The sequence below is a fragment of the Streptomyces sp. NPDC041068 genome (genome assembly GCF_040647455.1).
Taxonomy (GTDB): Bacteria; Actinomycetota; Actinomycetes; order Streptomycetales; family Streptomycetaceae; genus Streptomyces.
Genome location: NZ_JBEZCG010000002.1, coordinates 249,098 through 272,474, shown reverse-complemented (window position 1 = coordinate 272,474; position 23,377 = coordinate 249,098). Strand labels below are relative to the sequence as shown.

Sequence of the window (23,377 nt, the reverse complement as noted above, 5' to 3'; positions counted from 1 at the left end):
AAGAGAGAAAGCAGACCGAGGAAAGACACCCAGATGAAGCACGAAGTTCCCCTCGAACGGCCCGCCGTCTCCGCGTACACGGTGCCCGCGGACGGCCCCGAGGCCGACGGCACCTTCGCCTGGGACGCCACGACGATCGTCGTCGCCGAGATCACGGCGGGCGACGCGACGGGCACCGGCTGGACCTACGCCCCCGCCTCCGTCGCCGCCCTGGTCGAGGAGCAGCTCGCCCCCGCCGTCGCCGACCGCGACGCCCTCGACATCCCCGCCGCGCACGACGCGATGACGAAGGCGGTCCGCGACACCGGCCGCCCCGGAGCCGCCTCGTGCGCGATCTCCGCGGTCGACATCGCCCTGTGGGACCTCAAGGCGCGCCTGCTCGAACTCCCTCTCGTGCGCCTCCTCGGGGCGGCCCGCGACGAGGTCCCCGTCTACGGCAGCGGCGGCTTCACCACGTACCACGACACGCATCTGGCGGCGCAGCTGAACGGCTGGGTGCACGGGCAGGGCATCCCCCGCGTCAAGATCAAGGTCGGCGAGGCGTGGGGCCGGGCGGCCTCGCGTGACGTGTCCCGGGTCCGCACCGCGCGCGACGTGATCGGCCCGCAGGCCGAGCTGTACGTCGACGCGAACGGCGGCTACACCCGCAAGCAGGCGGTGCGTGTGGGCCGGGTGCTCGCGGAGCACGGCGTGGGCTGGTTCGAGGAGCCGGTGTCCTCCGACGACCTGCGGGGGCTCGCCCTGATCAGGGACGCGCTCGTGTGCGACGTGACGGCGGGCGCGTACGGATACGACCTTCCCTACTTCGCCCGCATGATCCCCTCGGTCGACTGCCTGCAGGTGGACGCGACGCGCTGCGGCGGCCTCACGGAGTGGCTGCGCGCGGCGGCCCTCGCGCAGGCGCACGGCCTGGAGGTCTCGGCGCACTGCGCGCCGCACGCGCATGCCGCGGTCGCCGCGTGCGTGCCGAACCTGCGGCACATCGAGTGGTTCCACGACCACGTCCGGATCGAGTCGATGTTCTTCGACGGCGCGCTCGACCCGACCGGGGGCGTGGTCCGCCCGGACGCCGGCATCGGGCACGGGCTGCGTCTGCGGACGGACGAGGTGGCGGAGTTCCGGGTCGTGTGAAAGGCCGTGGTCGCGGTCGTGCGAAAGGTCCGGGTCGTGTGAAACCCGGTGACATGTGAAACCCGGTCGCGTACAGGCCTGATCGCCTGCCAGGCTCCCCCTCATGCCCATGGGGAAAGCTGAAGTACTGCTCATCGGGGGCCGCTCGGGGGTCGGCAAGTCGTCGGTCGGCTGGGAGGTCGCCGCACAGCTGCGGGCGGCCGACGTCGGCCACGCGATGATCGAGGGCGACCTCCTGGACGCCGTGCACCCGACGCCGCCGGGCGACCCCGACCGCTCGGGGATCACCGTGCGCAACCTCGCGGCGATCTGGGCCAACTACACGGAGCTGGGCTGCCGTCGGCTCGTCTACACGAACACGGCGAGCGTGCTCGGCAGCGAGGAGTGGCTCTTCACCGAGGCGTTGGACGGGCCGCGCGTCATCCGTGTCCCCCTCACCGCGACGGACGCCACGATCGAGGCGCGTCTGCGGGCGCGCGAACTGGGCTCGGAACTCGAACAGCAGCTGCGCCGCAGCAGGTTCATGTCCCGCCACCTGGACGAACACGCGGCACCCGACGCCCACCGCATCCCCACGGACGACCGCGCGCTGACGGACATCGCGAAGGAGGTGGTGGGGGTCACGGGGTGGGGTGGTGGCGTGGCGGCAACGGCGTGAGGGTATTCAGGCGCCCGTAAGGGGCGCGGGGAGCCGCGCGAACAGCCGCACCCGACCCGCGCAGTCAGAACGAACTGCCCCCGCCGGTCAGGACTCCTTGGAGCCCGGCGAGGCAGGCGGCATCGGCGGGGGCGCGGGGACGCCGAGTCCCATGCCCGAGGGGTCGGACTGCATCGCCGTATCCGTCCGCACCGCAAAATCGCGGGCGCCCCGCGGCCGTGCCGCATTGCGCAGCAACAGCGCCGCGACACCGAACAGCACGGCGACAACGAGGGCCGCCGCCCAGTCCGGCATGCCGAGTGCCAGGGCGAGGCCGAGCGCCAGGGCGACCGCGGCGCCCGCGTAGAGGGCCGCGGCACCGGAGGCCGCGTACAGCGTGGCCTTGCGGCGCTGCCTCTTGGTCTGCTCGCGGAGTTCCTCGCGCAGCTCGGCGCGGATCGCCCGGACCAGTTCGTCGGTCAGGGACTTGTCGAGTCCGGTCAGAGGGTTCTCGGGACCAGTCATGGCGCCCGGGTACCCGCGGCCGGGGACGTCGTAACGGCGTACCGCATCGCACCGCACCCCACCCCACCACCCGGCAAACTCCGTGGAGCGCAAAGGGACATGCTCCGTAGAGTGCGGCCATGCCACTGATCATGCGGACCCACTACGTGTGCCTGGACTGCCGCCAGGGCTTCAAGCGCGAGAGCACCGGGCCGAGTCCGTGTCCGTCCTGCGCGGCGCCGATGATCGACGCGGGCGAACAGCTCGCGGTGCCGCCCCGCCGCGACACCGACGCCTGGCAGGCACTCGCGGCCGTCCTCGACGCCGGACTCCGCTTCCACCCCGCGTGCCGCTGCTGCGGCGACGGCCCCGGCTACCGGCCCCGGACCATGCGCGAGGTCCGTGACCGCGAAGAGGTCGCCGCACGCACCGGCCGCCCGCTCGCCGAAGTGCTCGCGGAGGCCGATCCCTGGCGGTGATTCCCCGATTCTCCCGGGGCGGTGGCGACGGAGCGGTCAATCATGAAAGCTTTCCGGCTATGGAGATCCTCGGAACCACACTGCGCATCTGCGTCGAGGACCTGGAGTCCTCCGTCGCGTTCTACGAACGGCTTGCGGGCGGCAAGGCGATGCGCTTCGAGCGCGGGGGCGTGTCCGTCGCCGCGGTCGGCTGCTTCCTGTTGATGAGCGGTCCCGCGAAGGAACTCGACGTGCTCCGCAAGATCTCGGCGACCATCGCGGTGCAGGACGTGGACGAGGCGGACGCGGTCCTGAAGTCCTCCGGGGCCCAGATCATCGCGGGCCCGCTGCCCACGCCCGCGGGCCGCAGCCTCATGGCGCTGCACCCGGACGGCTCCGTCTTCGAGTACGTGGACCGCCGCCCCGCGACCTGACCCGTATCCTCCACGGCGGGGCAGCGGGCCCCGGCCGGAACGGAGGACGGTGCACGTGGCAGGCAACACGGCGGGCGGCGGGGAACGGACGTCGCTGAGCGCCCAGGCGCGCGAGGCCGTCCGGCAGCGGATCGTCGACCGGCGCTACGCACTCGGCGCGCGCCTCGTGGAACGCGAGGTCGCCGAGGAGCTGCGGATGTCCCGCGTCCCGGTCCGCGAGGCACTGCGCTCGCTGGTCGCCGAGGGCCTGCTCGAACTCCTCCCCCACAGCGGCGTCCGGGTGCGCCGCCTGGACCGTGACGACGTACGTCATCTGTACGAGGTGTGGGAACCCCTGGCCGTCCAGGCGTCGCGGCTCGCGGCGCGCCGGGTGGCGCAGTGCGCACCGGAGGAGCCGCCGGGCCTGGCCGCGCTCCGGGCCACCCTGGACCACGCCGAGCAGGCGTCGGACGCGGACGACGGGCCGCGCGAGGTCGCCGCGCACACCGCGTTCCACGAGGGCATCGTCGCCCTCTCCGGCAACCCGCTCCTCGCCCGCACGATGGACCAGCTGAGCTGGCAGCTCCAGCTCCTCTTCGGCATCCGCGCGGAACCGGCCCACATGCGCTCCCAGCACCGCCTCATCCACGACCGCATCGCGACGGGCGACGAGGAGACGGCCGCGGCCATCACCCTGCTTCACGTACGGGACAGCCAGACGGTGGCCCTACGGTCGCTCTTCGAGGGGCCCGGCGAGGACGGGGAGAACGGAGAGAACCGGGAGAACCGGGAGAACCGGGAGAACCGGGAGAACGGGGAGAACGGGGAGAACGGGGAGCGCTGACCCCGTCGGCGTCCACTCTGTATACCAAAACCCTCGAAGCCTGATCACTTTCCAGGGTTTGCCCCGCAATATCCCCGACTGTCTCCAGCCACTCTTGCAGGCTCCCTTCACTTGGTATACAAACTGGCGGACGTCTCTCCTCCGCTCTTTCTCCCCAGGAGTCGCCCGATGTGCGTCGAGAACACCCCGCCCCCTCCCTCCCGGCTCACCCGGCGCGGGATCCTCGCCGGTGCGGCCGCGCTCGCGGGGACCACGGCCGTCCTCTCCGCCACCGCGCCCCGCGCCTCCGCGGCGGGCGGCTCCGGTGACGGCGGCGGCCACGGCCTCGGCCTCGGCGGTGACCTGGTCATCGAGGGCGGTACCCTTCTCGACCCCGCGACGGGCGAGGTCACCGAGGACGCCGTGGTCGTCATCGCGGGCGGGGTCGTCCGTGCCGCGGGACGGCGGGGGAAGATCCGGGTGCCCGAAGGCATGGAGGTGCTCGACGCGCACGGCCGCTGGGTCCTGCCGGGGCTCGTCGAGTCGCACATCCACCTCAACACCGCCGCCGAGGCACGGGACGCCGTGCTCCACGGCGCCACCAGCGCCCGCAGCGGCTCGACCAACTTCTACCAGGACATCGCCGTACGGGAGCTGGCCCGCCAGGCCCCGCACCTCGCCCCCCGCCTGCGCGCCGCCGGCGTCTTCGTCACGCCCGACCTCGGCGACACGATCCTCGCCGACCCCGACCTGACCCCGCTCGCGAAGCTCCGCGACGGCGTCCGCTCCCCCGAGGCGCTGCGCCGCGTCGTCGAGATCAACCTCGCCCGGGGCGCCGACGTGATCAAGACCCGCGTCAACGAACGCGCGGGGCTCCCCGAGCAGGACCCGCTGGCCCAGGTGTACGACCGCGAGCAGCTGTCCGCCGTCGTCGCGGCCGCCAAGCGCGGCGGCAAGGGCGTCCTCTGCCACAGCTACAGCGAGAAGGGCTGCCACGACGCGGTCATGGCGGGCATCCGCTCGCTGGAGCACGGCGTGTTCGTCGGCGAGCGTACGCTGCGCGAGATGCGGCGCAGGGAAACGTACTTCACCCCGACCCTCACCGCGATCGCCGGCCTCGCCGAGTCCTCCGACCCGGTGCTCGCCGAGCGCGGCCGCACCTATCTGCCGGTCCTCGAGCGCGCGGTGCTCGCCGCCCACGAGCTCGGCGTGCCGCTTGCCGCGGGCACGGACTCCTCCGGCGGCAAGGTCAAGCCGATCGGCCGCGAGGTGGAGCTGATGCGCGAGGCGGGACTGCCCGCCCTCGACGCCATCCGCACCGCCACCACAAGTGCCGCGCGCCTCCTGGGACTTCAGGGCCGCGCGGGGCGTCTCGCGCGCGGCTTCGCCGGTGACGCGATCCTCCTGGACGGCGACCCGCTGGCCGACGTGAGCGTCCTCAAGAAGCCCGTGCGCGTGGTGCGTTCGGGCATCGCGCTCTGATCACCGACCACCCGCCACTCACTGAAGGAGTACCCATGACCCCGCTGTCCCGCCGCGGTGTGCTCGCAGGCGCCGCGGCCATCGCCGGCACCGGCGCCACGACCGCGTACGCCGACACCCGCGACCGCGACGACCGCGGCGAGCACGGCGACCGGCACCGCTCCAAGACCGTGGTCTTCAGGAACGTACGCCCGCTCGGCGCCAAGAAGCCCGTGGACCTCACGGTCGTCGACGGACGGATCTCGGACCGGCCCGCTCCCAAGGGCACGGACGTCGTCGAAGGCGGCGGCCGCATCGCGCTGCCCTCCCTCGTGGACGCCCACATCCACCCCGACAAGACGACGTGGGGCGGCGACTGGATCACGCGGAAGCCCGCGAGCGGCATCGCCGACTACGTCGCCCAGGACGTGGAGCTGTTCAAGAGCCAGTCCCGCACGGTCGGCGAGCGCGCGTACGGCCTGATGGCGCACGCCGTGACCCGCGGCACGCGCGCGATGCGGGCCCACGCGGACGTGGCCCCTGCCTACGACCTGGCGGGCCTCGAAGGGGTCGCCGCGGCGCGCAAGCGGCTGAAGCACGCGCTCGACGTCCAGATCGTGGCGTTCCCGCAGCACGGCGTGGTCCGCACGCCCGGCACGGCCGAGCTCCTGGAGGAGGCGGCCCGCTCCGGCCTCGTCGACCACATCGGCGGCATCGACCCGATCAGCTTCGACCACGCGATGGACGAGCAGCTCGACCTGGTCTTCGACCTCGCGGACCGGCACGGCATCGGCGTGGACATCCATCTGCACGACCGCGACGAGAAGGGCACCGAGGTCCTTCGCGCCATCATCGACCGCACCCGCGCGCTGTCGCTGCGCGGCAAGGTCACGGTCAGCCATGTCTTCTGTCTGCCGAACCTGTCCGACACCGAACTGGGCCGGATGGCCGCCGACTTGGGCGACCTGAACATCTCCCTGACGACCGTCGCGCCGAACGAGTCACTGGTCCTGCCCATCGCGAAGCTCCAGGAGCACGGGGTGCGGGTCGGGCTCGGCTCGGACGGGGTGCGCGACGCGTGGAGCCCGTTCGGCAACGCGGACATGTTCCACCGCACGCACATCCTCGGCTGGGTCACCGACGTACGCCTCGACGAAGAGCTGACGGACTGCTTCCACGTGGGCGCGCACGGCGGCTCGGACGTGATGGGCCTGCGCCGCGCGGACTTCACGCCCGGAGCACCCGCCGACTTCGTCCTCGCGCGGGCCGAGTGCGTGCCCCAGGTCGTGGTGGACATGCCGCAGCGGGATCTCGTGGTGCACGGCGGCCGCGTGGTGGCGCGGGACGGCGAGCTGGTCTGACGTGACACGGGGGCGCCGGCGCGCACAGGCCTGCACGTACAGGGCCGGCACGCACAGGGCCGGCACCCCCTCACCTCACCCTTGCGGCGGCCGCATCCTGAAGTCGTACCGCTCCGGTATCTCCTCGCCCGTCGCCGCCGCCCACAGGTCGCCGAGCTCCTCCGCGCCCTCGCGGAGGTCCGCCGCCTCGAAGCCGGACTCGAAGACGGCACGCACCGCTGCCATGTCACCCTCTGCGTAGAGGAGTTGAGCCTCAAGGAGCCTGAAGCGGCCCTCTTCGCGTGTCGCTTCGTGCAGCCGCTCCCAGACCGTGCGGGCCGCCTCCGGACGGCGCGCGTCGAGCAGCGCCGTGATGGCCTCCGCGCCGAGCGCCGCCGTCGCCGCCGTCCAGACGACGCCGTCGTCGCGCCGCTCCTGGCACAGGTCGTCGAAGGCTTCCGCGTACCGGTCGGCGGCCCGCTCCGTGTTGCCCTCCGCGTGGTCGGCGACGGCGAGGCAGCGCAGCAAAGGCCAGCGCGAGGGCGCCAGTTCCAGGCCCCGCTCCCAGCTGCGCACCGCCTGCGCCCGGTCGCCCGCGTGCCACTGCGCGATGCCCAGGTGGTACTCGGCGAGCGGTCGCGCGGGCGCGGTCTCCAGCATGTCCCGCCAGTGCGGCGCGACCAGCGTCGACCCCGGCGGCACGACCTTGCGCGGCTCGGGCACCGCGCCGGTCTGCAACAGCTCGACCCACGGCGCCTGTTCGGGGCCGAGCGTCGACGCGTCGAAGGGCGTGCCCGGCAACTTGTACTCGGCGCGCAGGACTTCGAGCGCGCCCCAGCCCGAGCCCACGGCGAGCACCTCGCCGGGCTCGGCGTCGGCGCGGGCCAGCCACGCCTCGTACGCGGCGTCGACCGCGTCCCTCGGCAGCGCGTCCGCGAGCCGGGCCGCCACCTCGCCGCGCGCGCCCGCCCAGTCGCCGTGCACGCGGTCCGCGGGCGCCGACAGCGGCCCGTACGACTCCAGCCAGCTGAATTCGGCCTCGGCGTCCAGGCGTACGTGTTCGAGCTGGGTGCGCGCGAGGCCCGACTGGATCTCCGCGTAGCCGCCGGTGCCCGGCTCGGTGAGCCACTCCTGCCAGCGGCGTCCGCCGGTGCCCGTTCCCCAGAGGAAGAGCTTGCGGCCGCGCGGCAGGTCGGTGGAGGTCTGGACGAGGCCGTGCCCTTCCTCGTCGAGCGCGGCGATCCACCGCCGCTCGCCGTCCGGCACGTCGTAGAAGTAGTCGGCGGGGTACTCGCTGCGCCTCGGGTAGGTGCGGTCGGCGCCGTCGTACTCCGGCACGGGCACCTTGCTCAGCCCGCCGGGGTAGGCGAAGCGCCAGGCCTCGTCGGCGGGGGCGAGCACCCTGCGCTCGTCGGGCACCGCGATGTTCGACCACCAGTAGACGGGGGCGGACCTCTCGTGCGGATTGCGGATCCGGACGCCGACGTGCAGGAAGTCGGAGCCCTCGGGCAGCCACAGGTCCACCTGGAAGGGCAGGTCGCGCAGCCGCTCCCACTCCCACAGGCGCAGCATCTCGCCGCCGTCGGGCCCGGCCACACGGGCGGCGTGCACGGGCGCGCAGGACAGGGTGGTGTGGCCGGTGGCGCCGATGTTCCACTCGATGCCGCCGGAGAACCAGGCGCCGTTGAGCGCGAACGCGGCGGGCTGCAACACCGGGTTGCGGTAGAGCAGTTCACGCCCGGTCGGCTTGTGGAAGAGGGAGTGGACGCGTCCGCCGTACCCGGGCAGGACCGTGGCGCGCAGCCGGTCGTTCTCGACGACGATCACGTCGAGCCGGGTCTCGGTGCGCTCGCGCCCGTACCCGTCGAGGACCCGGGTGGGCAGCGGGGAGCGCAGCGGTTCGTACCCGAGCTGCCGGGCCATGTCGCGCGGCAGTCCCTCCTTGTCGCGCTCGTCCAGGGTGTGGACGGCGCGCAGCGGCAGCAGCGGCGGCAGCGGGTTCTCGGGCCCCGACTCGGCGGCGGGCAGGGTCAGTACGTCGCGTCGCACGGTGGTCTTCACGATCACCATGGAACACGTTCACCGCGGCGCCGACCAGAGGGTGCCCAGGTCAGGATTGCGCAAAAGCGTCCACGACCAGGTCGGCGAGCAGATCCCCCGCCGTGCCGTCCGGGTCCAGGTCGGGGTCGTAGATGGTGACGTTGAGCCCGACGCAGCGCGGCGAGCGCACCAAGGGCCGCAGCAGCGCAAGGAGTTCGCCCGGCAGCAGACCGCCGGGGTCGGGGCTGTCGACGGCGGGCATCACGGACGGGTCGAGGACGTCGGCGTCCAGGTGCACCCAGAAGCCGTCGAGGACGGGCACCTCCAGGGTCTGTGTCACGGCGCGCGCGATGTCGTCGGCGCCCCACTGCCTGATCTCGCCGACGGTGGCGTTGGAGATCTTCAGCTCGGTGAACTCGGCGCGGTCCTCGTCGTCGTCCCGCATCCCGAAGAGGCGTACGTCCTCGTCCCGCAGATAGGGCCGCAGCCCCTCGATGTCGGTGAGGTCGTCCTGCCCGCGCCCGGTCGCGAGGGCGAGCTCCTCGCCGCCCGCGGCGCCGATCCGGTCGGAGTTGCCGGGGTGGCGGAAGTCCGCGGAGCCGTCCACCGCGGCGATTCCGTACCGCCCGATGCGGCGCAGTGCAAGCGCCGCGCCGAGTTGGATGGAGCAGTCCCCGCCGAGCACGACGAGGAAGTCACCGGCGCGGACGTGGTGTTCGATACGGTCGGCGAGCTTCACGGTGTACGCGGCGATGGCGGCCGCGTTGAAGACGCCGTCGCCCTCCTGCCAGGTGCCGCGGTCGTAGCGCGGCGGGACCACGACGCCGCCCTCGAAGGCACCGAGGCGCCGCAGGATGCCCCGCTCCCGCAGGGCTCCTGCCAGCTTGTAACAGCCGGGGACGGTGCCCGGAGCGGGTGGGCGAAGGCCCAGGTTGGAGGGGGCGTCGACCACCACGATATTCCGCATGCGGCCCATCCTCGGCGACGTAGGCTGGCCCTTTCAACAGTGTTTGAGCACGGTGTTTGAGCACAATATTCGAGCACGGTGTTTGAGCACGATGTTCGAGCACACCGTCGATCGGGAAGAGCAGATCAGGACATGGGCACGCAGCACACCTACCGGGTCATCGTCCGGGGAACCTTCGACGGCCTGACGGACACCTCGCGCGCCACGCTCCTCGCCGAGGTCGAGGACCACGGCCTGACGCAGATGAGGTTCACGCCGGAGGGCTCGCTGACCTACGACCGCGCGCTCAAGCACTTCTCGTACCGCTTCGTGGTGCTCTCGGACGCCGAGGACGGCGAGGAGATGGCGGGGGCGCTCGCCGAGGAGAAGGCGGAGGGTCTCCTCGCGGGCCTCGGTCACGGCTTCCGCGACCTGCGGTCCACCGTGACCGACATGGACACCATGAAGATCAACCGGAAGCCGGCGCGCCGCTGATCCGCCCCCGCGGCATGTCGGCGGTGACCGCCCAGCGTTCGTGGTCTCGCCAGGCCCCGTCGATGAAGAGGAAGTCCGGCGAGAAGCCTTCGAGGCGGAAGCCGGCACGCTGGACCAGCGCGAGCGAACCGGAGTTGCCGGGCTGGATGTTGGCCTCAAGGCGGTGCAGTCCGAGCTCGGTGAAGGCGTACGTCATGACGAGCCCGAGCCCCTCGGACATCAGGCCGCGCCCCGCGGCGTGCGCGAAGGCGCCGTATCCCAGGGCGCCGCACCGGAAGGCGCCCCGCACGATGTTGTTGATGTTGATGAACCCGCCGATGGCACCGCTGTCGCGGGCGCAGACGAGGAACCCGGCCTTGGTGGGGTCCTCGATGAGCACGCCCGCGTACGCGCGATAGGCGTCGTCCGTGGCCGGCGGGAAGAGCCAGGGGCTGTGCAGCTCCCGGCTCTCCCTGGCGCGTGCGGTGAACTCGGCGCCGTCCGCGGGGGCGAAGTGGCGTATGCCCACGCGGGGGCCTTCGGCGAGATAGGTGGCTCTGTCGAACATCGGGCCACGCTATCCCCAGCGGCGTCACGCGGGCGGCGGCACCTCCCAGCGCTGCCAGGCGACGTCCGCGCAGTTGCGCAGGTTGATCCCGGCGTGCTCGCTGGGGTCGCCGTTGTTCCGGATGCTCAGGCACTGGCCGTTGACCTGGGTGATCAGATGTGAATTGGCCACGTCCCAGCGCTGGTTGGCCTGGCCGTGGCAGTCGCCGACCACCTGGGCCGGGGCGTCGGGCTCGCCGTTGCGCACGTCGAGACAGTGCAGCTCCGCGCGGTTGCGCAGGGTGTGGCCCTGCCAGAACCAGAGCTGGTTGCCGGTGCCCCGGCAGGTCTGTACTTCCACGTTGTCGCCGTTGGAGGCCAGGCACTTGCCGTGCAGGCCGCTGCGGGTGTCGAAGTCTCCCGCGAGTGCCGCGCGCGCGGCCCGGCGTGTGGTCGGCCGCGTAGCCGGCCTGCGAGGCGGTGAGAAGGGGCAGGGCAGCGAAGACGAGCGCGGCCATGCCGCGCATCAGGTTCTTCGCCACGAAGCAGGGTGTATCGGGCGGAGGACGGGTTCCGGAATGGCCCAGAAGCGGAACCCATCCGTCCGAGTGAACGAATTCACTGCCGGAACGGCCCAGCGCGAAACTGCCGAAACGACCCTGCGCGACCCTTCTGACCAGCTACTTCTTCGGGCACTTCTCGCCGTTCTTCACGACGCCGATGGTGACCGTCTGACCGGTGAGCTGTTTGCCCGCGGCCGGCGACTGCGTGCAGACCTTCCAGCTCAGCGGCCACAGGACGTGCCGGTTGAAGCCGCTGGCGTCGTGCACGTCGACCCGGGTGCGGTAGTCGACGGCGGAGAAGACGTGCATCAGGCCCCGTCCCCGGAAGTCCGGCATCGGCGGACCCGCGGCGGCCGCCGTGGTGACCGCCACGAGGGTCGCCGCGGCCGCGCCGCCGACGACCACTCCCGCGCGCTTGAGCTGCACCTTCACTTGCGCCTCCTGACGAAATAGGCCCCGCACAGCGCACCGATCACAGCCGTGCCGAGCAGAGCCATCCACAGGGGCAGGGTCACTTCGGGGATCAGCAGTCGGATCTTGGTGTTGCGGGTGTTCTCGAAGATGAAGACCAGGGTGAGGACGGCGACCGCGATCACGGCCACCCTGCCGGGCGTGAACAGGCCGCTGCCCGAGCCGCCGCTCTTGGAGCCGCCCGTGGAGGTGTTGGGGCTCATGGTGTGACCCTTCCGTCGGAGGTACGCCGCCTCCCCCGGCACCAGCATGGGCAGCTGGGCCGGGTTCGCGCGCGGTGGGCGTGTCTCCGGGGTGGGGCGGTGGGCCATGCGGGTGACGTCAGTGCCCGATCGCCGTTGACGTCAGGGCCGGATCGCCGGTGCCGTCAGTGCCCGATCGCCGGTGCCGTCAGCGTTCGGTACGTCTCCTACTCAAGCGCCGGTACGTCCAGCGTCAGCGTGCCCGCGTCCGCGTCCAGTTCGCCCGCCACGCCGAACGGCACCGTCAGGGCCCCCTCGCAGTGCCCGAAGCCGAACTCCTCGACCACCGGCACGCCGAGCCCGCCGAGGCGGTCCACGAAGAGCGCGCGCACGTCGTCGTACGGACCGCACTCCTCCCATGAGCCGAGGGCGATCCCCGCGACTCCGTCCAGCCAGCCCGCGCGCAGGAGTTGGGTGAGGATACGGTCCAGGCGGTAGTCCTCCTCGCCGATGTCCTCAAGGAACAGCAGGCCGCCGCGCGCGGACGGCCGCGCCCCCGGCGTGCCGAGGTCGGCGGCGAGCAGCGACACGCAGCCGCCGAAGGTGACTCCCCTGGCCCGGCCGCCGACCAGCGCCCCGGCCCGTGCCGGGTCGGCCCGCACCACCTGGGCCGCCTCCGGCGTGAAGAGCGTCGTCCGCAGGTGTTCCTGCGCCCGCGCGTTCTTGAGGAAGTCGGTCACGGAGGTCATCGGGCCGTGCAGCGTGGCGATGCCGAGGCGTGCGGCGAAGGCCTCGTGCAGCGCGGTGATGTCGCTGTAGCCGAGGAACACCTTGGGCCCAGCGGTCCGCGTCGCCTCGCGCAGCGCCGCCCAGTCGACGAGGTCCACCATCCGCTGGGCGCCGTACCCGCCCCTGGCGCAGAACACGGCGGACACGGACGGGTCGCACCAGGCCCGCTCCAGGTCTCGGGCGCGGTCGGCGTCCGCAGCCGCGAGGTAGTCCAACTGCCCGTGCCGGTCCAGGACATGGGGCATGACGAGCGGTTCCAGGTCCCAGCCGCGCAGGATGTCGAGGCCGGCCTGGAGGGCGTCCTCGGGGACGGGGCCGCTCGGTGCGACGACGGCGACCCGCGCGCCGGGAACGAGGCGCGCGGGCCGTGCGAGGGGTCTCACTTGGCGAGCTCCAGAGTGGGGACGCGGCCCGCGAGGTCCAGTCTGAACACCTGGGCGTACAGGGAGAGTTCGGCCTCCAGGGCGCGGACCATGGTGTCGGAGCGGCGGAATCCGTGCCCCTCGCCCTCAAAGGCGATGTAGGCGTGCGGGACGCCGCGCCCCTCCATCTTGGCGAGGAACCGCTCGGACTGGGCGGGCGGGCAGACCACGTCGTCCAGGCCCTGGAGCAGCAGGAACGGCGTGGTGATGCGCTCGGCCCGCTCGACGGGCGAGCGCTCCGCGTACCGCCCGGGGACCTCGGCGAGGGGGCCCACGAGGGACTCCAGGTACTGCGATTCGAGGTCGTGGGTCTCCGACGCGAACGCGGTGAGGTCGAGCACCGGGTAAATGATCGTCCCGCAGGCGTAGACGTCGGTGCCGGCCAGCGAGACGGCCGTGGTCCAGCCGCCCGCGCTGCCGCCGCGGATCGCGAGCCGGCTCCGGTCGGCGGTGCCCTCGTCGGCGAGAGCGAGGGCGACGGCCGCGCAGTCGTCCACGTCGGCGATGCCCCACTGTTCGCGCAGCCGGTTGCGGTAGGCGCGCCCGTACCCGGTGGAGCCGCCGTAGTTGACCTCGGCGACGCCGATGCCGCGCGAGGTGAAGTAGGCGATGGCCAGGTCGAGGACGAGCGGCGAGCGGCCGGTGGGGCCGCCGTGCGCCCACACCACATACGGCGGGAGCTGGTCGTCGGGCGCGATGTGACCGGGGTTGTGCGGGGGGTAGATGTGCGCGTGGATCTCCCTTCCCGCGGGGCCGTAGAACGTACGGATATGCGGTTCGGGATAGTACGTGGGGTGCACCGGGTCGTCGTGGGCGGCGCCGACGACGCGGGCGCGCCCCGTGCCCGTGTCCAGTTCCACGACTTCGTACGCGCTACGCGGGCTGGCGGCGACGCCGAGCACGCGGGGGCCGTCCGCGGCGACGGTCGCGGACCACTCCGTCCAGGGGCCCGCCGCGTCGACGACCTCGCCGGTCTCGGGGTCGAGTATGCCGAGCGAGGTGGCGCCCTTGCCGTGCACGACGGCGACGAGGCCGCTGTCCAGCGGTGCGAACCAGCTCAGGCCGATCTGCCAGAGCGGACCCGCGAACTCCTCCTCGCGCGGGCAGAGCGGCTCGGCGACGGCACCGCCGTCCGGCGCCGTGCGGTACAGGTTCCACCAGCCGGTGCGGTCGCTCGCGTACAACAGCCGCCCGTCGTGGGCCCATTCGACCTGCGCGATCGACTCGTCGGGGCCGCCCGCGAGGGTCCGCGGCGTGCCGAAGGTGCCGTCCTCGCGCACCTCGGCGACGAGGAGCTCGGTGCCGTCCCACGGCATGCGGGGGTGGTCCCAGGCGATCCAGGCGGCCCGGGTTCCGTCGGGCGAGAGGCGGGGGCCCGTGACGAACCGGTGCGTGCCGTCGGAGAGTTCGCGCACCGCGCCTCGGTCGTCGGCCGCCGAGCCGTCCAGTGGCACCGCGGCGATGACGCGCCGCACGTCGGTGGGCCCGTCCCCCGTGAACTCCTCGAGGACGCACCAGACTTCGCCCCGTTCCGGGCACAGGAGGGGGTCGGCCCAGCGCAGTCCGCCGCCCACGGCGGAGACCGGAGTCAGGGGGCGTGGCGGGGTGTCAGGTGCGTCCGGCTCGTACGCGTAAAGACGCTGGTCGGCGAAGTCCGCGAAGACCAGCAGCGGCCCTTCGGGGCGGTCGGCCCCGGTCCAGGCGCGGCCGCCGTACTCGACGACGCGGGTGCGCACGTTCCACGGTGCGGGCAGCACCGAGCGCTCCTCGCCGTCGGGCAGGCGCCGCACCAGGGCGCGCCGCCCTCCCTCGGTGGGCCGGGGCTCCGTCCACCAGGCCTCGCCCCCGACGAATCCCACGTGTCCCGGGGCCCCGTCATGGGAGGCGGCGAGTTCGGCATCGATCGGTGACGGCCATGATCCGTAGGCCCGGGTCTGCATCATGTCCTTTACTTCCCCCATTTTTCCTAGGCCGTACGCAGAAAGCGGTCGAGGACACGGACGCCGAAGTGCAGTGCGTCGACCGGGACGCACTCGTCGACGCCGTGGAAGAGCGCCTGGTAGTCGAAGCCCTCCGGTGTCCTGAGCGGCGAGAAGCCGTAGCCGGTGATGCCGAGCCGCGAGAACTGCTTGGCGTCCGTGCCGCCCGACATGCAGTACGGCACCACGTGGCCCTCCGGCGCGAACTCCTGGACGGCCGCCCGCATGCGCGCGTACGTCGGCGAGTCGACCGGCGCCTGCAGCGCCACCTCGCGGTGGTGGAACTCCCAGTCGACGTCAGGGCCGGTGAGCCGGTCAAGCGTGCGACGGAACTCTTCCTCGCCGCCGGGTAGAAAGCGGCCGTCCACGTAGGCCACCGCCTCCCCTGGGATCACATTCACCTTGTAACCCGACTGCAGCATCGTCGGGTTGGCGCTGTTGCGCACCGTCGGCGCGACCAGATCGGCGGTCGGTCCGAGCTTCTCCAGGAACTGGTCGACGTCGAAACCGGGCGCCTCGGGGTCGGTCTCCAGGCCGTACAGCGTGGCCAGTTCGACGAGTGAGGCCCGCACGGTCGGGGTGAGCCGCACCGGCCACCGGTGCTCGCCGATGCGGGCGATGGCGGCGGCCAGCCTGCTCACCGCGTTGGCGCGGTTCACCTTGGAGCCGTGGCCCGCCTTGCCGCGCGCGGTGAGCTTGAGCCAGCCGGTGCCGCGCTCGCCCGCCGCGATGGGGTAGATCTGGTTGCCACGCCCGTCGTGGAAGGTGAAGGCCCCGGACTCGCTGATGCCCTCCGTGCAGCCCTCGAAGAGGGAGGCGTGGTGGTCGGCGAGGAATCCGGAGCCGTCGACCGCGCTGGCCTCCTCGTCGGCGGTGAACGCGATCACCAGGTCGCGCCGCGGGCGGACGCCGGACCGCGCCCAACTCCGCACGACGGACAGGATCATCGCGTCCATGTTCTTCATGTCGATCGCGCCCCGGCCCCAGACGATGCCGTCGCGGACCTCGCCGGAGAACGGGTCGACGCTCCAGTCGGCGGCCTCGGCGGGCACGACGTCCAGGTGGCCGTGGACGAGGAGTGCGTCGGCGCCGGGGTCCGTGCCCTCGATGCGGGCGACGACGTTCGTGCGGCCCGGGGTGCGCTCCAGGAGCGTGGGTTCCAGACCCGCGTCCGCGAGGCGCTCCGCGGCGTACTCGGCGGCGGGCCGCTCGCGGCAGTCGCCGCTGCCGCGGTTGGTGGTGTCGATGCGGATGAGCTCGCTGGTGAACGTCACGACCTCGTCGAGTGCCCGCGCGTCCACCTGGTCGTCTCTCCCCCGGCCCTGCTCCCGACCGGTCGTCTCCCGGCCCTGACCCTGGTCACCCATACTGCTCCTCCACGGCGGCAGAGGCGATCGTCGTAACCGCCTTGAAGGTACGAATCCCCTCGTACATGGTCTCGCTGTCATAGGCGACCTTGCGCTCCCCCGTACGGCGCACTCCCGGTACGACGGTCGAGGCCATCGACAGGTGCTCGGCGTCGAACTCGACCTCGACGGTGAACGGGCCGCCGACGACCGGCTCGTGGCGTGCGGCGAGCGCCGCGGCCTGCTTCGCCGCGGCGCGGATGTCGGCGGCGGTGCGGGCCGGGGTGCGGCAGACCGCCGCGTACCGCGAGACGTGGTCCTTGACGGCGACCTTCAGGGCGCCGGGCGCGTAGCCGAGGGCGTCCTCGCAGGCCAGGTCGTCGCCGGTGACGAGCACCACGGGGACGCCGTACTCGGCGACGACATGGGAGTTGAGCAGTCCCTCGCTGGCCCGGACGCCGTTGACCCAGACGCCGGTGATCTGGTTGGCGAGGTAGGTGTGCGCGAGGACGCCCTCCATGCCGGCGCCCGCGTGGTACCCGATGAACGCGATGCCGTCGACGTCGTCGTGCTGCACACCCTCCACCATGGAGAGCGACTTGTGCCGGCCCGTCAGCATCTGCGCCCGCTCGTCCAGCTGCTCCAGCAGCAGATTGCGCATGGTCCAGTGCGCTTCGTTGATGAGCACCTCGTCGGCGCCGCCGTCGAAGAAACCGAGCACGGCGGCGTTCACGTCCGAGGTGAACATCGCCCGGCACCGCTCCCACTGAGGGGTGCCGGGCAGCACGTCCGCCGGCCAGGTCACTCCGGTGGCGCCCTCCATGTCGGCGCTGATGAGGATCTTCATGGGGCGCCACGTTACGCGCGAATGAAGGAGCGGACCAGGAAGACCTGTGCCCCGTTCCCGCGGTGCGGCACGTGGTCAGGAGGCCGGAGTCAGGAGGTCGGAGTCAGGAGGTCGGGCGGACCACCACCGCCTCGGCGCTGACGCGGCCGCCGTACCGGAAGGTCAGGACGAACGGGATCCTGTCGCCCACGCTCAGCGGAGCACGCGTGCGCGCCATGACGTCCACGCCCAGCGGGGCCATGGTCAGGCCTTCGCGGGCCGGGACTGCGGCCGAGTCCAGCATGCGCATGGTGGCGGCCCCGTCGCCCGCGGCGGTGTGCCGGCCCAGCATCACCTCGTCGAGGACCGGGGACGTCACCGACGTCAACCGGTCGTCGGAGCCTCCCGAGTTGGTGATGCGGAAGAACGCGGCGGTCTCCTTCCTGTCCCCCGTCGGCAGATAGATCGTGCCGGGCTCGACCTCGACGCGGGCCGGGCTGCCCGCCGCGCCGGACCCGGTCCACGCGGTGAGTGCTCCCAGGGCCACGGCGCAGGCCGTCAGGGGCGCGAGCGCGGCGAGGGAGGCTTCGCGGAGCCTGCGGCGGGACGGCCGCCAGGGGTTCTGTTCGGCGGTCGTCATCGCGCACCTCCTCGCGCGGCGGTCGAAGGTCTGCCGGACCGTGCGGCGGTCGCGGGCCTGCCGGACCGGCCGGCGGTCGCGGGCCTGCCCGGCGCCGGGTTCCACGTGCGCAGCCGCAGGCTGTTGCCGACCACCAGCAGCGAGCTCGCCGACATCGCCGCCGCCGCGACCATGGGGTTCAGCAGTCCGACCGCGGCGAGCGGCACCGTGACGGCGTTGTAGCCGAAGGCCCACAGGAGGTTGACGCGGATCGTGGCCAGGGTGCGCCGGGCGAGGCGGACCGCGACCGCGACGGCCTCGATGTCTCCGCGCACGAGCGTCACGTCGGCGGCACCGATGGCCACGTCGGTGCCGCCGCCCATGGCGATGCCGAGGTCGGCGCAGGCCAGCGCTGCGGCGTCGTTCACACCGTCGCCGATGACCGCGACCCGACGGCCGTGCTCCCTCAACTCCCTTACGAGGGCAGCCTTGTCGTCCGGTGTGCAGCGGGCGTGGACCTCGTCGACGCCCAGGCCTTCGGCGACGGCGCGGGCGGTGGCCTCGCGGTCGCCGGTGGCGAGGACGGGGCGTACGCCGAGGCGGCGCAGCCGGTCCACGGCGCGGTAGCTGCCGGGCCGCACCAGGTCGCCGACCGCGACGACCGCCTCGGGGACGCCGTCGACGCGGATCAGGACCGGGGTGCGGGCGGCGGTCTCGGCGTCCGCGAGCGCGCCGGCCAGGGCTCCCGTCAACTCGTCCCCCGGGGCGATGACTTCGACCAGGCGCCCGCCGACCAGGCCGCGTACGCCCCACCCCGCCAACGCGCGGAACTCGCTGACCGGCGGCAGGGGTTCTGCCTGTTGTGCGTACGAGGCGATGGCCCGGCCCAGCGGGTGTTCCGAGCCCTGCTCCACGGCTCCGGCGAGGCGCAGCGCCTCGTCCTCCCCGATGCCGTCGGGCGCCGCCGTGATGCCGGTGACGCTCATCTGCCCGGCGGTGAGGGTGCCGGTCTTGTCGAGGACGACGGTGTCGATGTGCCGCAGGGTTTCGAGGGCCTGCGCGCCGCTGACCAGGACGCCGAGCTGGGCGCCGCGGCCGGTGGCGGCCATCAGGGCGGTGGGGGTGGCAAGGCCCAGGGCGCACGGGCAGGCGACGACCAGGACCGCCACGCAGGCGGTGACGGCCGCCTGGGGATCGGCTCCGGCGCCGAGCCAGAAGCCGAGCACCGTGGCGGCGAGCGCGAGCACCACCGGCACGAACAGGCCCGCCACCGCGTCGGCGAGCCGCTGCGCCTTCGCCTTGCCCGCCTGGGCCTCGGTCACCATGCGTGTGATGCGGGCGAGTTGGGTGTCGGCGCCGACGGCCGTGGCGCGGACGAGGAGCAGCCCGCCCGCGTTGACGGCGCCGCCGGTCACGTCCGCGCCCGGCGCGACCTCGACCGGTTCGCTCTCCCCCGTGACCAGCGACAGATCCACGGCGGAGCTGCCCTCCACGACGACACCGTCGGTGGCGACGCGCTCGCCGGGCCGCACGAGGAAGGCCTGCCCGAGCCCCACCTCGCGTACAGGGACAAGGCGTTCACTGCCATCCTCCTCCCGCACGGTCACGTCCTTGACGGCGAGCCCCGCGAGGGCGCGCAGCGCGACTCCGGTCCCGTGCCGGGCCCGCGCCTCCAGGTACCGCCCGGTGAGCACGAACAGCGGCACGCCGACGGCCGCCTCCAGATAGACGTGCGCGGTGCCGTCGTCCGCGGAGGGCAGCAGACTGAACGGCATCGTCATCCCGGGCACGCCCGCACCACCGAGGAACAGTGCGTACGCCGACCACCCGAACGACGCGACGACGCCCAGCGAGACCAGGGTGTCCATGGTCGCGGCGGAGTGCCGGAGTCCGCGCAGCGCACGCACATGAAACGGCCAGGAGCTCCAGCTGACAACGGGCGCGGCCAGCACGAAGCAGAGCCACTGCCAGTTGCGGAACTGCAGGGCGGGCACCATGGAAAGCACCAGCACGGGCAGGGCGAGCAGAGCGGTGAGGAGCAGCCGCTGCCGCTCCGGGTCGAAGCGGGATTCCTCCGGCTCCGGGCGTGCGCCGGGCTCCCCGGACTCCGCATCGCCTCGCCGGGGTTCGGGGCTCGGCCGTTCCTCCTCCGGCTCGGGAGGCAGGGGCAGTTCAGCCGTGTACCCGGCCCGCTCCACCGCGGCGATCAGTGCGCTCGGCTGCACGTCCGGTGGATGGCTGACCCGGGCGAGGCCCGTCGCCAGGTTGACCGTCGCGCTCACGCCGTCCAGGCGGCCGAGGCGCTTCTCGACCCTGTTCACGCAGGCCGCGCAGGTCATGCCGCCGACGGCCAGGTCGGTGCTGACCAGAGCTGTGGCACTCATCAGTGGCCTCCCCCGTGCATGCCGCCCATGTCACCCATGCCACCCGTGTCACCACTGCCTCCGTGACCACCGCCGCCGTCGGAGTCCTTCACGCTGCCGTGCATACCGGGCGCGACAGGGCCGACGGCCTTCCCCACGGCGTACGACACCGCGAAGACCAGCACGAGCAGCAGCACAAATCCGCAGAGCGCGGGCGGCGGCAGGAGTCCGTGCCATCGCTTCTGGTCAGCCATCACCGCTCCCGGATCGTGCGAAGACGCGGATCGACCGGATCCGCGCCGCCTCAGGAGTCGGGTGGGTGCGCGCCCGAGTTCCCGCACCCCCGGGTGGCGTACGTCACACGCCCTCGGCCGGTCCGCACGGGCCGCACACGCCGCTGAGCTCCAGGGTGTGCTCCAGCTCCGCGAAGCCCGTGGTCTCCCCCAGGCGTTCGGCCCACGCCTCCACCTCCCGCGCGTCCACCGCCCGACTCCGGCCGCAGCGGCGGCAGATGAGGTAGTGCCGGTGTTCCTCGGTGGGGCGCCGGAGGTAGAGGCGTTCGCCGGTGTCGTCGCGTACGACGTCGACGAGTCCCGCGCGGTCCAGGTCGCGCAGCGCGCGGTAGACGGTGGTGAGGCCGACCGCGCTGCCGGCCCCGGCGAGCAGGGCGTGCAGCTCCTGCGCGGAGACGAACTCGCTGCAGCGGCCGAGGGTTTCGAGGACGGCGGTGCGCTGACGGGTTCTGCGTACGCCTGTCTGGCGCACCCCTTCGCGCGTGCGACCCGGAGCGCCGGTCACGGCACGCCCTCGCCGATCTCGGCCGGCGCGCCTCCACCAAGGGCCGTCGGCACCGACAGCCCCGCCCCGCACGACGCGTTCCCGAAGCTCAGCGTCCGATAGACCGTCACGCCACCCGCCAGTTCCGCGCACGCCTGCGCGGCGGCGGTGACGCGGCGCGTGTACGCCGGGTCCGTGGCGTCGATCAGCACCCCGAGCGTCGTACCGCTGTGGCCGACCGCGACGCCCAGGCCGCCGACCTCGCGGCAGATGGCCCGCATCGGGTCCAACAGGCGTTTGTGGCGCAGGGTTTGGTTCATCAGGGCGCTGCGCGTCGCGATGCGTCCGACCTCCGCGAGGTCCTGGCGGCGCACGGCGGTGGTGAGTCCGTCGAGGAGACCCGCGTAGGCGTGCCGGTCGGCCGTCGTGAACGGCTTGGGGATGCGGTTGAAGTCCACCGTGTCGACCGAGCCGCCCTCGTCGACGCCGACCACGGCCATGGCGGGCAGCGAGCCGAGGACCGCGCGGAGCCGCACGCTGCGGTGGTGGAAGGCGACGATCGCGGGGTAGAGCACGCCGTCGGTGGGCTCGATGCGGGACAGGAGCCGTTCGATCCTGACGGGCGGCATGGCGACGTCGAGGGCCCGACCGACCGCCCGCGCGGTGGCCACCAGGTCGGCGGAGGAGCTGGCGAGCCCCTTGCCCTCGGGGATCACGCTGTTGACGGTGAGCACACCGCCGGGCGGGGAGCCGGGCCTCCGCGGCGCCAAGTCCGCGATCATGCGGGCAAGTTGGAGCGCCTTGGTCTTGTGTGCGGGCCGGACCTCGATCTCCCCCGAAGCGGACCCCTGCCGGAACGTGGCCATCGTCCAGCGGGCCACCGGCAGCGTCACGAGGAAGTCGCCGTCCTCCTCGGGCAGCACCCCCTGGAGCAGTTCACCGAAGGTGCCGAAGGCGGTGCCGACCCCCGTCACGGGCGGCGCCCCCTGGCGCGGCGGGCGAGGCCGGGCCCCGGCCTCCTGGAACAACTTCACGCGACTCCTCTCGACGGCGCGAGGCACACGACGCGTCACACAGCGCGCCACACGGCACGCCACCCCGCGTGCACCAGTGTGCCGAGCTTACCCGGTCTTGACAATCATTTTCATCTGGTGTGATGCTCTCGGCGTTCCCGGGGGCCGCCCGCACGGCGTCCGCACTCCCCGGGCCCCTCCCTGCCCTCACGTCCCTACGGGGGATCTCTGCCATGCACGCACACATCGCGGAAGCGGTGAAGAAACCCGATCTCATATCCCTCGCACCGGATCTGGCCTGCCTCCGGTTCGAGACCATGAAGATCTACTCGGCCCTCGGCGCCGTCCGGCACCTGCTCGAATCCGGTGCCGTCCGGCCGGGCGACACACTCGTCGACAGCTCCAGCGGCATCTACGCGCAGGCCCTGGCCCTCGCCTGCCACCGCTACGGAATGAAGTGCCACATCGTGGGCTCGACCACCGTCGACCGCTCGACCCGGGTGCAGTTGGAGATACTCGGCGCCACCCTGGAGCAGGTCGCCCCCTCCAAGAACCTGCGCCTGGACCAGGAGTTGAGAGTGCGGCGCATCGCCGAGATCCTGGCCGACAACCCCTCGTACCACTGGATGCGGCAGTACCACGACGGCATCCACTACTACGGCTACCGCGAGGTGGCCGACACCATGGACGCGGACCTTCCCCGAGGCCCCCTCGCGCTGGTCGGCGGCGTCGGCTCGGGCGCGTCGACCGGGGCTCTCGCCACGTATCTGCGCGAGGCGGGCCGTGATGTGTCGCTCATCGGCGTACAGCCCTTCGGCAGCGTCACCTTCGGCTCCGAGCACGTCGCCGACCCGGACATGATCATCGCGGGGATCGGCAGCGCCATCACCTTCCAGAACGTCCGGCACGAGCTCTACGACCGCGTGCACTGGGTGAACTTCGACAGCGCCGTCTCCGGCGCGGTCGCCCTGCTGCGCACCACCGGCATCTTCGCCGGGCTCTCGGCGGGCGCCGCCCATCTCGCCGCCCTGTGGGAGCGGCGCAGGGACGACTCGCGTACGTACGTCTTCATCGCGGCCGACACCGGGCACCGCTATGTCGAGAGCGCCTACGCCCGGCACGAACAGGCCCTGGACATCGACGAGTTGAAGCCGCACGAGATCACCTCGCTCGACGAGCTGCGGCATCCCTGGTCCACGACGGCCTGGCCGCCCGCCGCCGCGCCCTGAGCGGCCCGAGCACCGCTCCCTCCCG

Annotated in this window: 25 protein-coding genes; 9 read left to right on the top strand and 16 right to left on the bottom strand. The window is 72.7% G+C overall.

Annotation, left to right across the window (positions count from 1 at the left end; genetic code table 11):
- Positions 1 to 33 precede the first annotated feature (33 nt).
- Together AB0B50_RS05055 and AB0B50_RS05050 are read left to right on the top strand one after the other, a co-directional pair.
- The gene (locus tag AB0B50_RS05055) at positions 34 to 1,131 is read left to right on the top strand and encodes an enolase C-terminal domain-like protein (protein WP_362325753.1); all 1,098 of its coding nucleotides are present in this window, start codon (positions 34 to 36) and stop codon (positions 1,129 to 1,131) included.
- Positions 1,132 to 1,240: 109 nt separating this feature from the next.
- The gene (locus AB0B50_RS05050) at positions 1,241 to 1,789 is read left to right on the top strand and encodes a hypothetical protein (RefSeq protein WP_362325750.1); all 549 of its coding nucleotides are present in this window, start codon (positions 1,241 to 1,243) and stop codon (positions 1,787 to 1,789) included.
- 87 nt (positions 1,790 to 1,876) lie between these two features.
- Here the strand turns inward: AB0B50_RS05050 and AB0B50_RS05045 are convergent, their stop codons facing one another.
- Complete coding sequence (locus AB0B50_RS05045) at positions 1,877 to 2,293, bottom strand: phage holin family protein (RefSeq protein ID WP_362325747.1); 417 nt, start codon at positions 2,291 to 2,293, stop codon at positions 1,877 to 1,879.
- Between the two features lie 119 nt (positions 2,294 to 2,412).
- On the opposite strand from AB0B50_RS05045, the gene AB0B50_RS05040 reads away from it, so the two are divergent.
- From AB0B50_RS05040 to AB0B50_RS05020, 5 genes are all read left to right on the top strand, one after another.
- On the top strand, positions 2,413 to 2,751 hold the full coding sequence (locus AB0B50_RS05040) for a deoxyxylulose-5-phosphate synthase (protein ID WP_362325744.1): 339 nt from the start codon (positions 2,413 to 2,415) through the stop codon (positions 2,749 to 2,751).
- Positions 2,752 to 2,810: 59 nt separating this feature from the next.
- Complete coding sequence (locus tag AB0B50_RS05035; protein WP_362325741.1) at positions 2,811 to 3,164, top strand: VOC family protein; 354 nt, start codon at positions 2,811 to 2,813, stop codon at positions 3,162 to 3,164.
- A 55-nt stretch (positions 3,165 to 3,219) separates the two neighbouring features.
- Positions 3,220 to 3,987, top strand: coding sequence for a GntR family transcriptional regulator (locus AB0B50_RS05030; protein ID WP_362325738.1), 768 nt, complete (start codon positions 3,220 to 3,222; stop codon positions 3,985 to 3,987).
- A gap of 168 nt (positions 3,988 to 4,155) precedes the next feature.
- Positions 4,156 to 5,448, top strand: a complete 1,293-nt coding sequence (locus tag AB0B50_RS05025; protein ID WP_362325735.1) for an amidohydrolase family protein — start codon at positions 4,156 to 4,158, stop codon at positions 5,446 to 5,448.
- 35 nt (positions 5,449 to 5,483) lie between these two features.
- Positions 5,484 to 6,788 carry an amidohydrolase gene (locus AB0B50_RS05020; protein WP_362325732.1) on the top strand — a complete coding sequence of 435 codons (1,305 nt, stop codon included), beginning with the start codon at positions 5,484 to 5,486 and terminating at the stop codon, positions 6,786 to 6,788.
- Between the two features lie 75 nt (positions 6,789 to 6,863).
- On the opposite strand, the gene AB0B50_RS05015 is transcribed toward AB0B50_RS05020, so the two are convergent.
- Entirely contained in the window at positions 6,864 to 8,837 is a 1,974-nt protein-coding gene (locus tag AB0B50_RS05015) for a DUF5107 domain-containing protein (RefSeq protein WP_362325729.1), read from the bottom strand.
- 40 nt (positions 8,838 to 8,877) lie between these two features.
- Positions 8,878 to 9,774 carry an arginase family protein gene (locus tag AB0B50_RS05010; RefSeq protein WP_362325726.1) on the bottom strand — a complete coding sequence of 299 codons (897 nt, stop codon included), beginning with the start codon at positions 9,772 to 9,774 and terminating at the stop codon, positions 8,878 to 8,880.
- A gap of 132 nt (positions 9,775 to 9,906) precedes the next feature.
- On the opposite strand from AB0B50_RS05010, the gene AB0B50_RS05005 reads away from it, so the two are divergent.
- Complete coding sequence (locus AB0B50_RS05005; RefSeq protein ID WP_362325724.1) at positions 9,907 to 10,248, top strand: DUF6204 family protein; 342 nt, start codon at positions 9,907 to 9,909, stop codon at positions 10,246 to 10,248.
- On the opposite strand, the gene AB0B50_RS05000 is transcribed toward AB0B50_RS05005, so the two are convergent.
- From AB0B50_RS05000 to AB0B50_RS04940, 13 genes are all read right to left on the bottom strand, one after another.
- Positions 10,223 to 10,795 (bottom strand): GNAT family protein, encoded by a 573-nt coding sequence (locus AB0B50_RS05000; RefSeq protein WP_362325720.1) that lies wholly within the window; start codon positions 10,793 to 10,795, stop codon positions 10,223 to 10,225. The genes AB0B50_RS05005 and AB0B50_RS05000 overlap by 26 nt on opposite strands.
- A gap of 24 nt (positions 10,796 to 10,819) precedes the next feature.
- Positions 10,820 to 11,272 (bottom strand): RICIN domain-containing protein, encoded by a 453-nt coding sequence (locus tag AB0B50_RS04995; protein ID WP_362326814.1) that lies wholly within the window; start codon positions 11,270 to 11,272, stop codon positions 10,820 to 10,822.
- 181 nt (positions 11,273 to 11,453) lie between these two features.
- Entirely contained in the window at positions 11,454 to 11,768 is a 315-nt protein-coding gene (locus AB0B50_RS04990) for a hypothetical protein (RefSeq protein ID WP_362325717.1), read from the bottom strand.
- On the bottom strand, positions 11,765 to 12,010 hold the full coding sequence (locus AB0B50_RS04985) for a DUF1049 domain-containing protein (RefSeq protein WP_362325714.1): 246 nt from the start codon (positions 12,008 to 12,010) through the stop codon (positions 11,765 to 11,767). Before AB0B50_RS04985 ends, AB0B50_RS04990 begins: the two co-directional genes overlap by 4 nt.
- 206 nt (positions 12,011 to 12,216) lie before the next feature.
- Positions 12,217 to 13,161 (bottom strand): LD-carboxypeptidase, encoded by a 945-nt coding sequence (locus tag AB0B50_RS04980; protein WP_362325711.1) that lies wholly within the window; start codon positions 13,159 to 13,161, stop codon positions 12,217 to 12,219.
- Positions 13,158 to 15,140, bottom strand: a complete 1,983-nt coding sequence (locus tag AB0B50_RS04975; RefSeq protein WP_362326811.1) for an LpqB family beta-propeller domain-containing protein — start codon at positions 15,138 to 15,140, stop codon at positions 13,158 to 13,160. Before AB0B50_RS04975 ends, AB0B50_RS04980 begins: the two co-directional genes overlap by 4 nt.
- A 26-nt stretch (positions 15,141 to 15,166) precedes the next feature.
- Entirely contained in the window at positions 15,167 to 16,546 is a 1,380-nt protein-coding gene (locus AB0B50_RS04970; RefSeq protein WP_362325708.1) for a M20/M25/M40 family metallo-hydrolase, read from the bottom strand.
- Positions 16,539 to 17,372, bottom strand: coding sequence for a M55 family metallopeptidase (locus AB0B50_RS04965; RefSeq protein ID WP_362325705.1), 834 nt, complete (start codon positions 17,370 to 17,372; stop codon positions 16,539 to 16,541). The genes AB0B50_RS04970 and AB0B50_RS04965 overlap by 8 nt, the downstream gene beginning before the upstream one ends.
- Before the next feature lie 103 nt (positions 17,373 to 17,475).
- Positions 17,476 to 17,991, bottom strand: a complete 516-nt coding sequence (locus AB0B50_RS04960) for a copper chaperone PCu(A)C (RefSeq protein WP_362325702.1) — start codon at positions 17,989 to 17,991, stop codon at positions 17,476 to 17,478.
- Positions 17,988 to 20,354 carry a heavy metal translocating P-type ATPase gene (locus AB0B50_RS04955; protein WP_362325699.1) on the bottom strand — a complete coding sequence of 789 codons (2,367 nt, stop codon included), beginning with the start codon at positions 20,352 to 20,354 and terminating at the stop codon, positions 17,988 to 17,990. Before AB0B50_RS04955 ends, AB0B50_RS04960 begins: the two co-directional genes overlap by 4 nt.
- Entirely contained in the window at positions 20,354 to 20,587 is a 234-nt protein-coding gene (locus AB0B50_RS04950) for a hypothetical protein (RefSeq protein ID WP_362325696.1), read from the bottom strand. The genes AB0B50_RS04955 and AB0B50_RS04950 overlap by 1 nt, the downstream gene beginning before the upstream one ends.
- A gap of 103 nt (positions 20,588 to 20,690) precedes the next feature.
- Positions 20,691 to 21,131 carry a transcriptional repressor gene (locus tag AB0B50_RS04945; protein ID WP_362325693.1) on the bottom strand — a complete coding sequence of 147 codons (441 nt, stop codon included), beginning with the start codon at positions 21,129 to 21,131 and terminating at the stop codon, positions 20,691 to 20,693.
- Positions 21,128 to 22,084 (bottom strand): kinase, encoded by a 957-nt coding sequence (locus AB0B50_RS04940; protein WP_362326808.1) that lies wholly within the window; start codon positions 22,082 to 22,084, stop codon positions 21,128 to 21,130. Before AB0B50_RS04940 ends, AB0B50_RS04945 begins: the two co-directional genes overlap by 4 nt.
- A 272-nt stretch (positions 22,085 to 22,356) precedes the next feature.
- Here AB0B50_RS04940 and AB0B50_RS04935 point away from each other — a divergent pair, with 272 nt between their 5' ends.
- Positions 22,357 to 23,352, top strand: coding sequence for a pyridoxal-phosphate dependent enzyme (locus AB0B50_RS04935; RefSeq protein ID WP_362325690.1), 996 nt, complete (start codon positions 22,357 to 22,359; stop codon positions 23,350 to 23,352).
- Positions 23,353 to 23,377: the final 25 nt, after the last annotated feature.

Bases quoted from the DNA above. Each gene is read 5' to 3' on its own strand.
- AB0B50_RS05055 (WP_362325753.1), top strand. From the start codon at position 34: ATGAAGCACGAAGTTCCCCTCGAACGGCCCGCCGTCTCCGCGTACACG.
- AB0B50_RS05050 (WP_362325750.1), top strand. From the start codon at position 1,241: ATGGGGAAAGCTGAAGTACTGCTCATCGGGGGCCGCTCGGGGGTCGGC.
- AB0B50_RS05045 (WP_362325747.1), bottom strand. From the start codon at position 2,293: ATGACTGGTCCCGAGAACCCTCTGACCGGACTCGACAAGTCCCTGACC.
- AB0B50_RS05040 (WP_362325744.1), top strand. From the start codon at position 2,413: ATGCCACTGATCATGCGGACCCACTACGTGTGCCTGGACTGCCGCCAG.
- AB0B50_RS05035 (WP_362325741.1), top strand. From the start codon at position 2,811: ATGGAGATCCTCGGAACCACACTGCGCATCTGCGTCGAGGACCTGGAG.
- AB0B50_RS05025 (WP_362325735.1), top strand. From the start codon at position 4,156: ATGTGCGTCGAGAACACCCCGCCCCCTCCCTCCCGGCTCACCCGGCGC.
- AB0B50_RS05020 (WP_362325732.1), top strand. From the start codon at position 5,484: ATGACCCCGCTGTCCCGCCGCGGTGTGCTCGCAGGCGCCGCGGCCATC.
- AB0B50_RS05015 (WP_362325729.1), bottom strand. From the start codon at position 8,837: ATGGTGATCGTGAAGACCACCGTGCGACGCGACGTACTGACCCTGCCC.
- AB0B50_RS05010 (WP_362325726.1), bottom strand. From the start codon at position 9,774: ATGCGGAATATCGTGGTGGTCGACGCCCCCTCCAACCTGGGCCTTCGC.
- AB0B50_RS05005 (WP_362325724.1), top strand. From the start codon at position 9,907: ATGGGCACGCAGCACACCTACCGGGTCATCGTCCGGGGAACCTTCGAC.
- AB0B50_RS05000 (WP_362325720.1), bottom strand. From the start codon at position 10,795: ATGTTCGACAGAGCCACCTATCTCGCCGAAGGCCCCCGCGTGGGCATA.
- AB0B50_RS04985 (WP_362325714.1), bottom strand. From the start codon at position 12,010: ATGAGCCCCAACACCTCCACGGGCGGCTCCAAGAGCGGCGGCTCGGGC.
- AB0B50_RS04975 (WP_362326811.1), bottom strand. From the start codon at position 15,140: ATGCAGACCCGGGCCTACGGATCATGGCCGTCACCGATCGATGCCGAA.
- AB0B50_RS04970 (WP_362325708.1), bottom strand. From the start codon at position 16,546: ATGGGTGACCAGGGTCAGGGCCGGGAGACGACCGGTCGGGAGCAGGGC.
- AB0B50_RS04965 (WP_362325705.1), bottom strand. From the start codon at position 17,372: ATGAAGATCCTCATCAGCGCCGACATGGAGGGCGCCACCGGAGTGACC.
- AB0B50_RS04960 (WP_362325702.1), bottom strand. From the start codon at position 17,991: ATGACGACCGCCGAACAGAACCCCTGGCGGCCGTCCCGCCGCAGGCTC.
- AB0B50_RS04955 (WP_362325699.1), bottom strand. From the start codon at position 20,354: ATGAGTGCCACAGCTCTGGTCAGCACCGACCTGGCCGTCGGCGGCATG.
- AB0B50_RS04950 (WP_362325696.1), bottom strand. From the start codon at position 20,587: ATGGCTGACCAGAAGCGATGGCACGGACTCCTGCCGCCGCCCGCGCTC.
- AB0B50_RS04935 (WP_362325690.1), top strand. From the start codon at position 22,357: ATGCACGCACACATCGCGGAAGCGGTGAAGAAACCCGATCTCATATCC.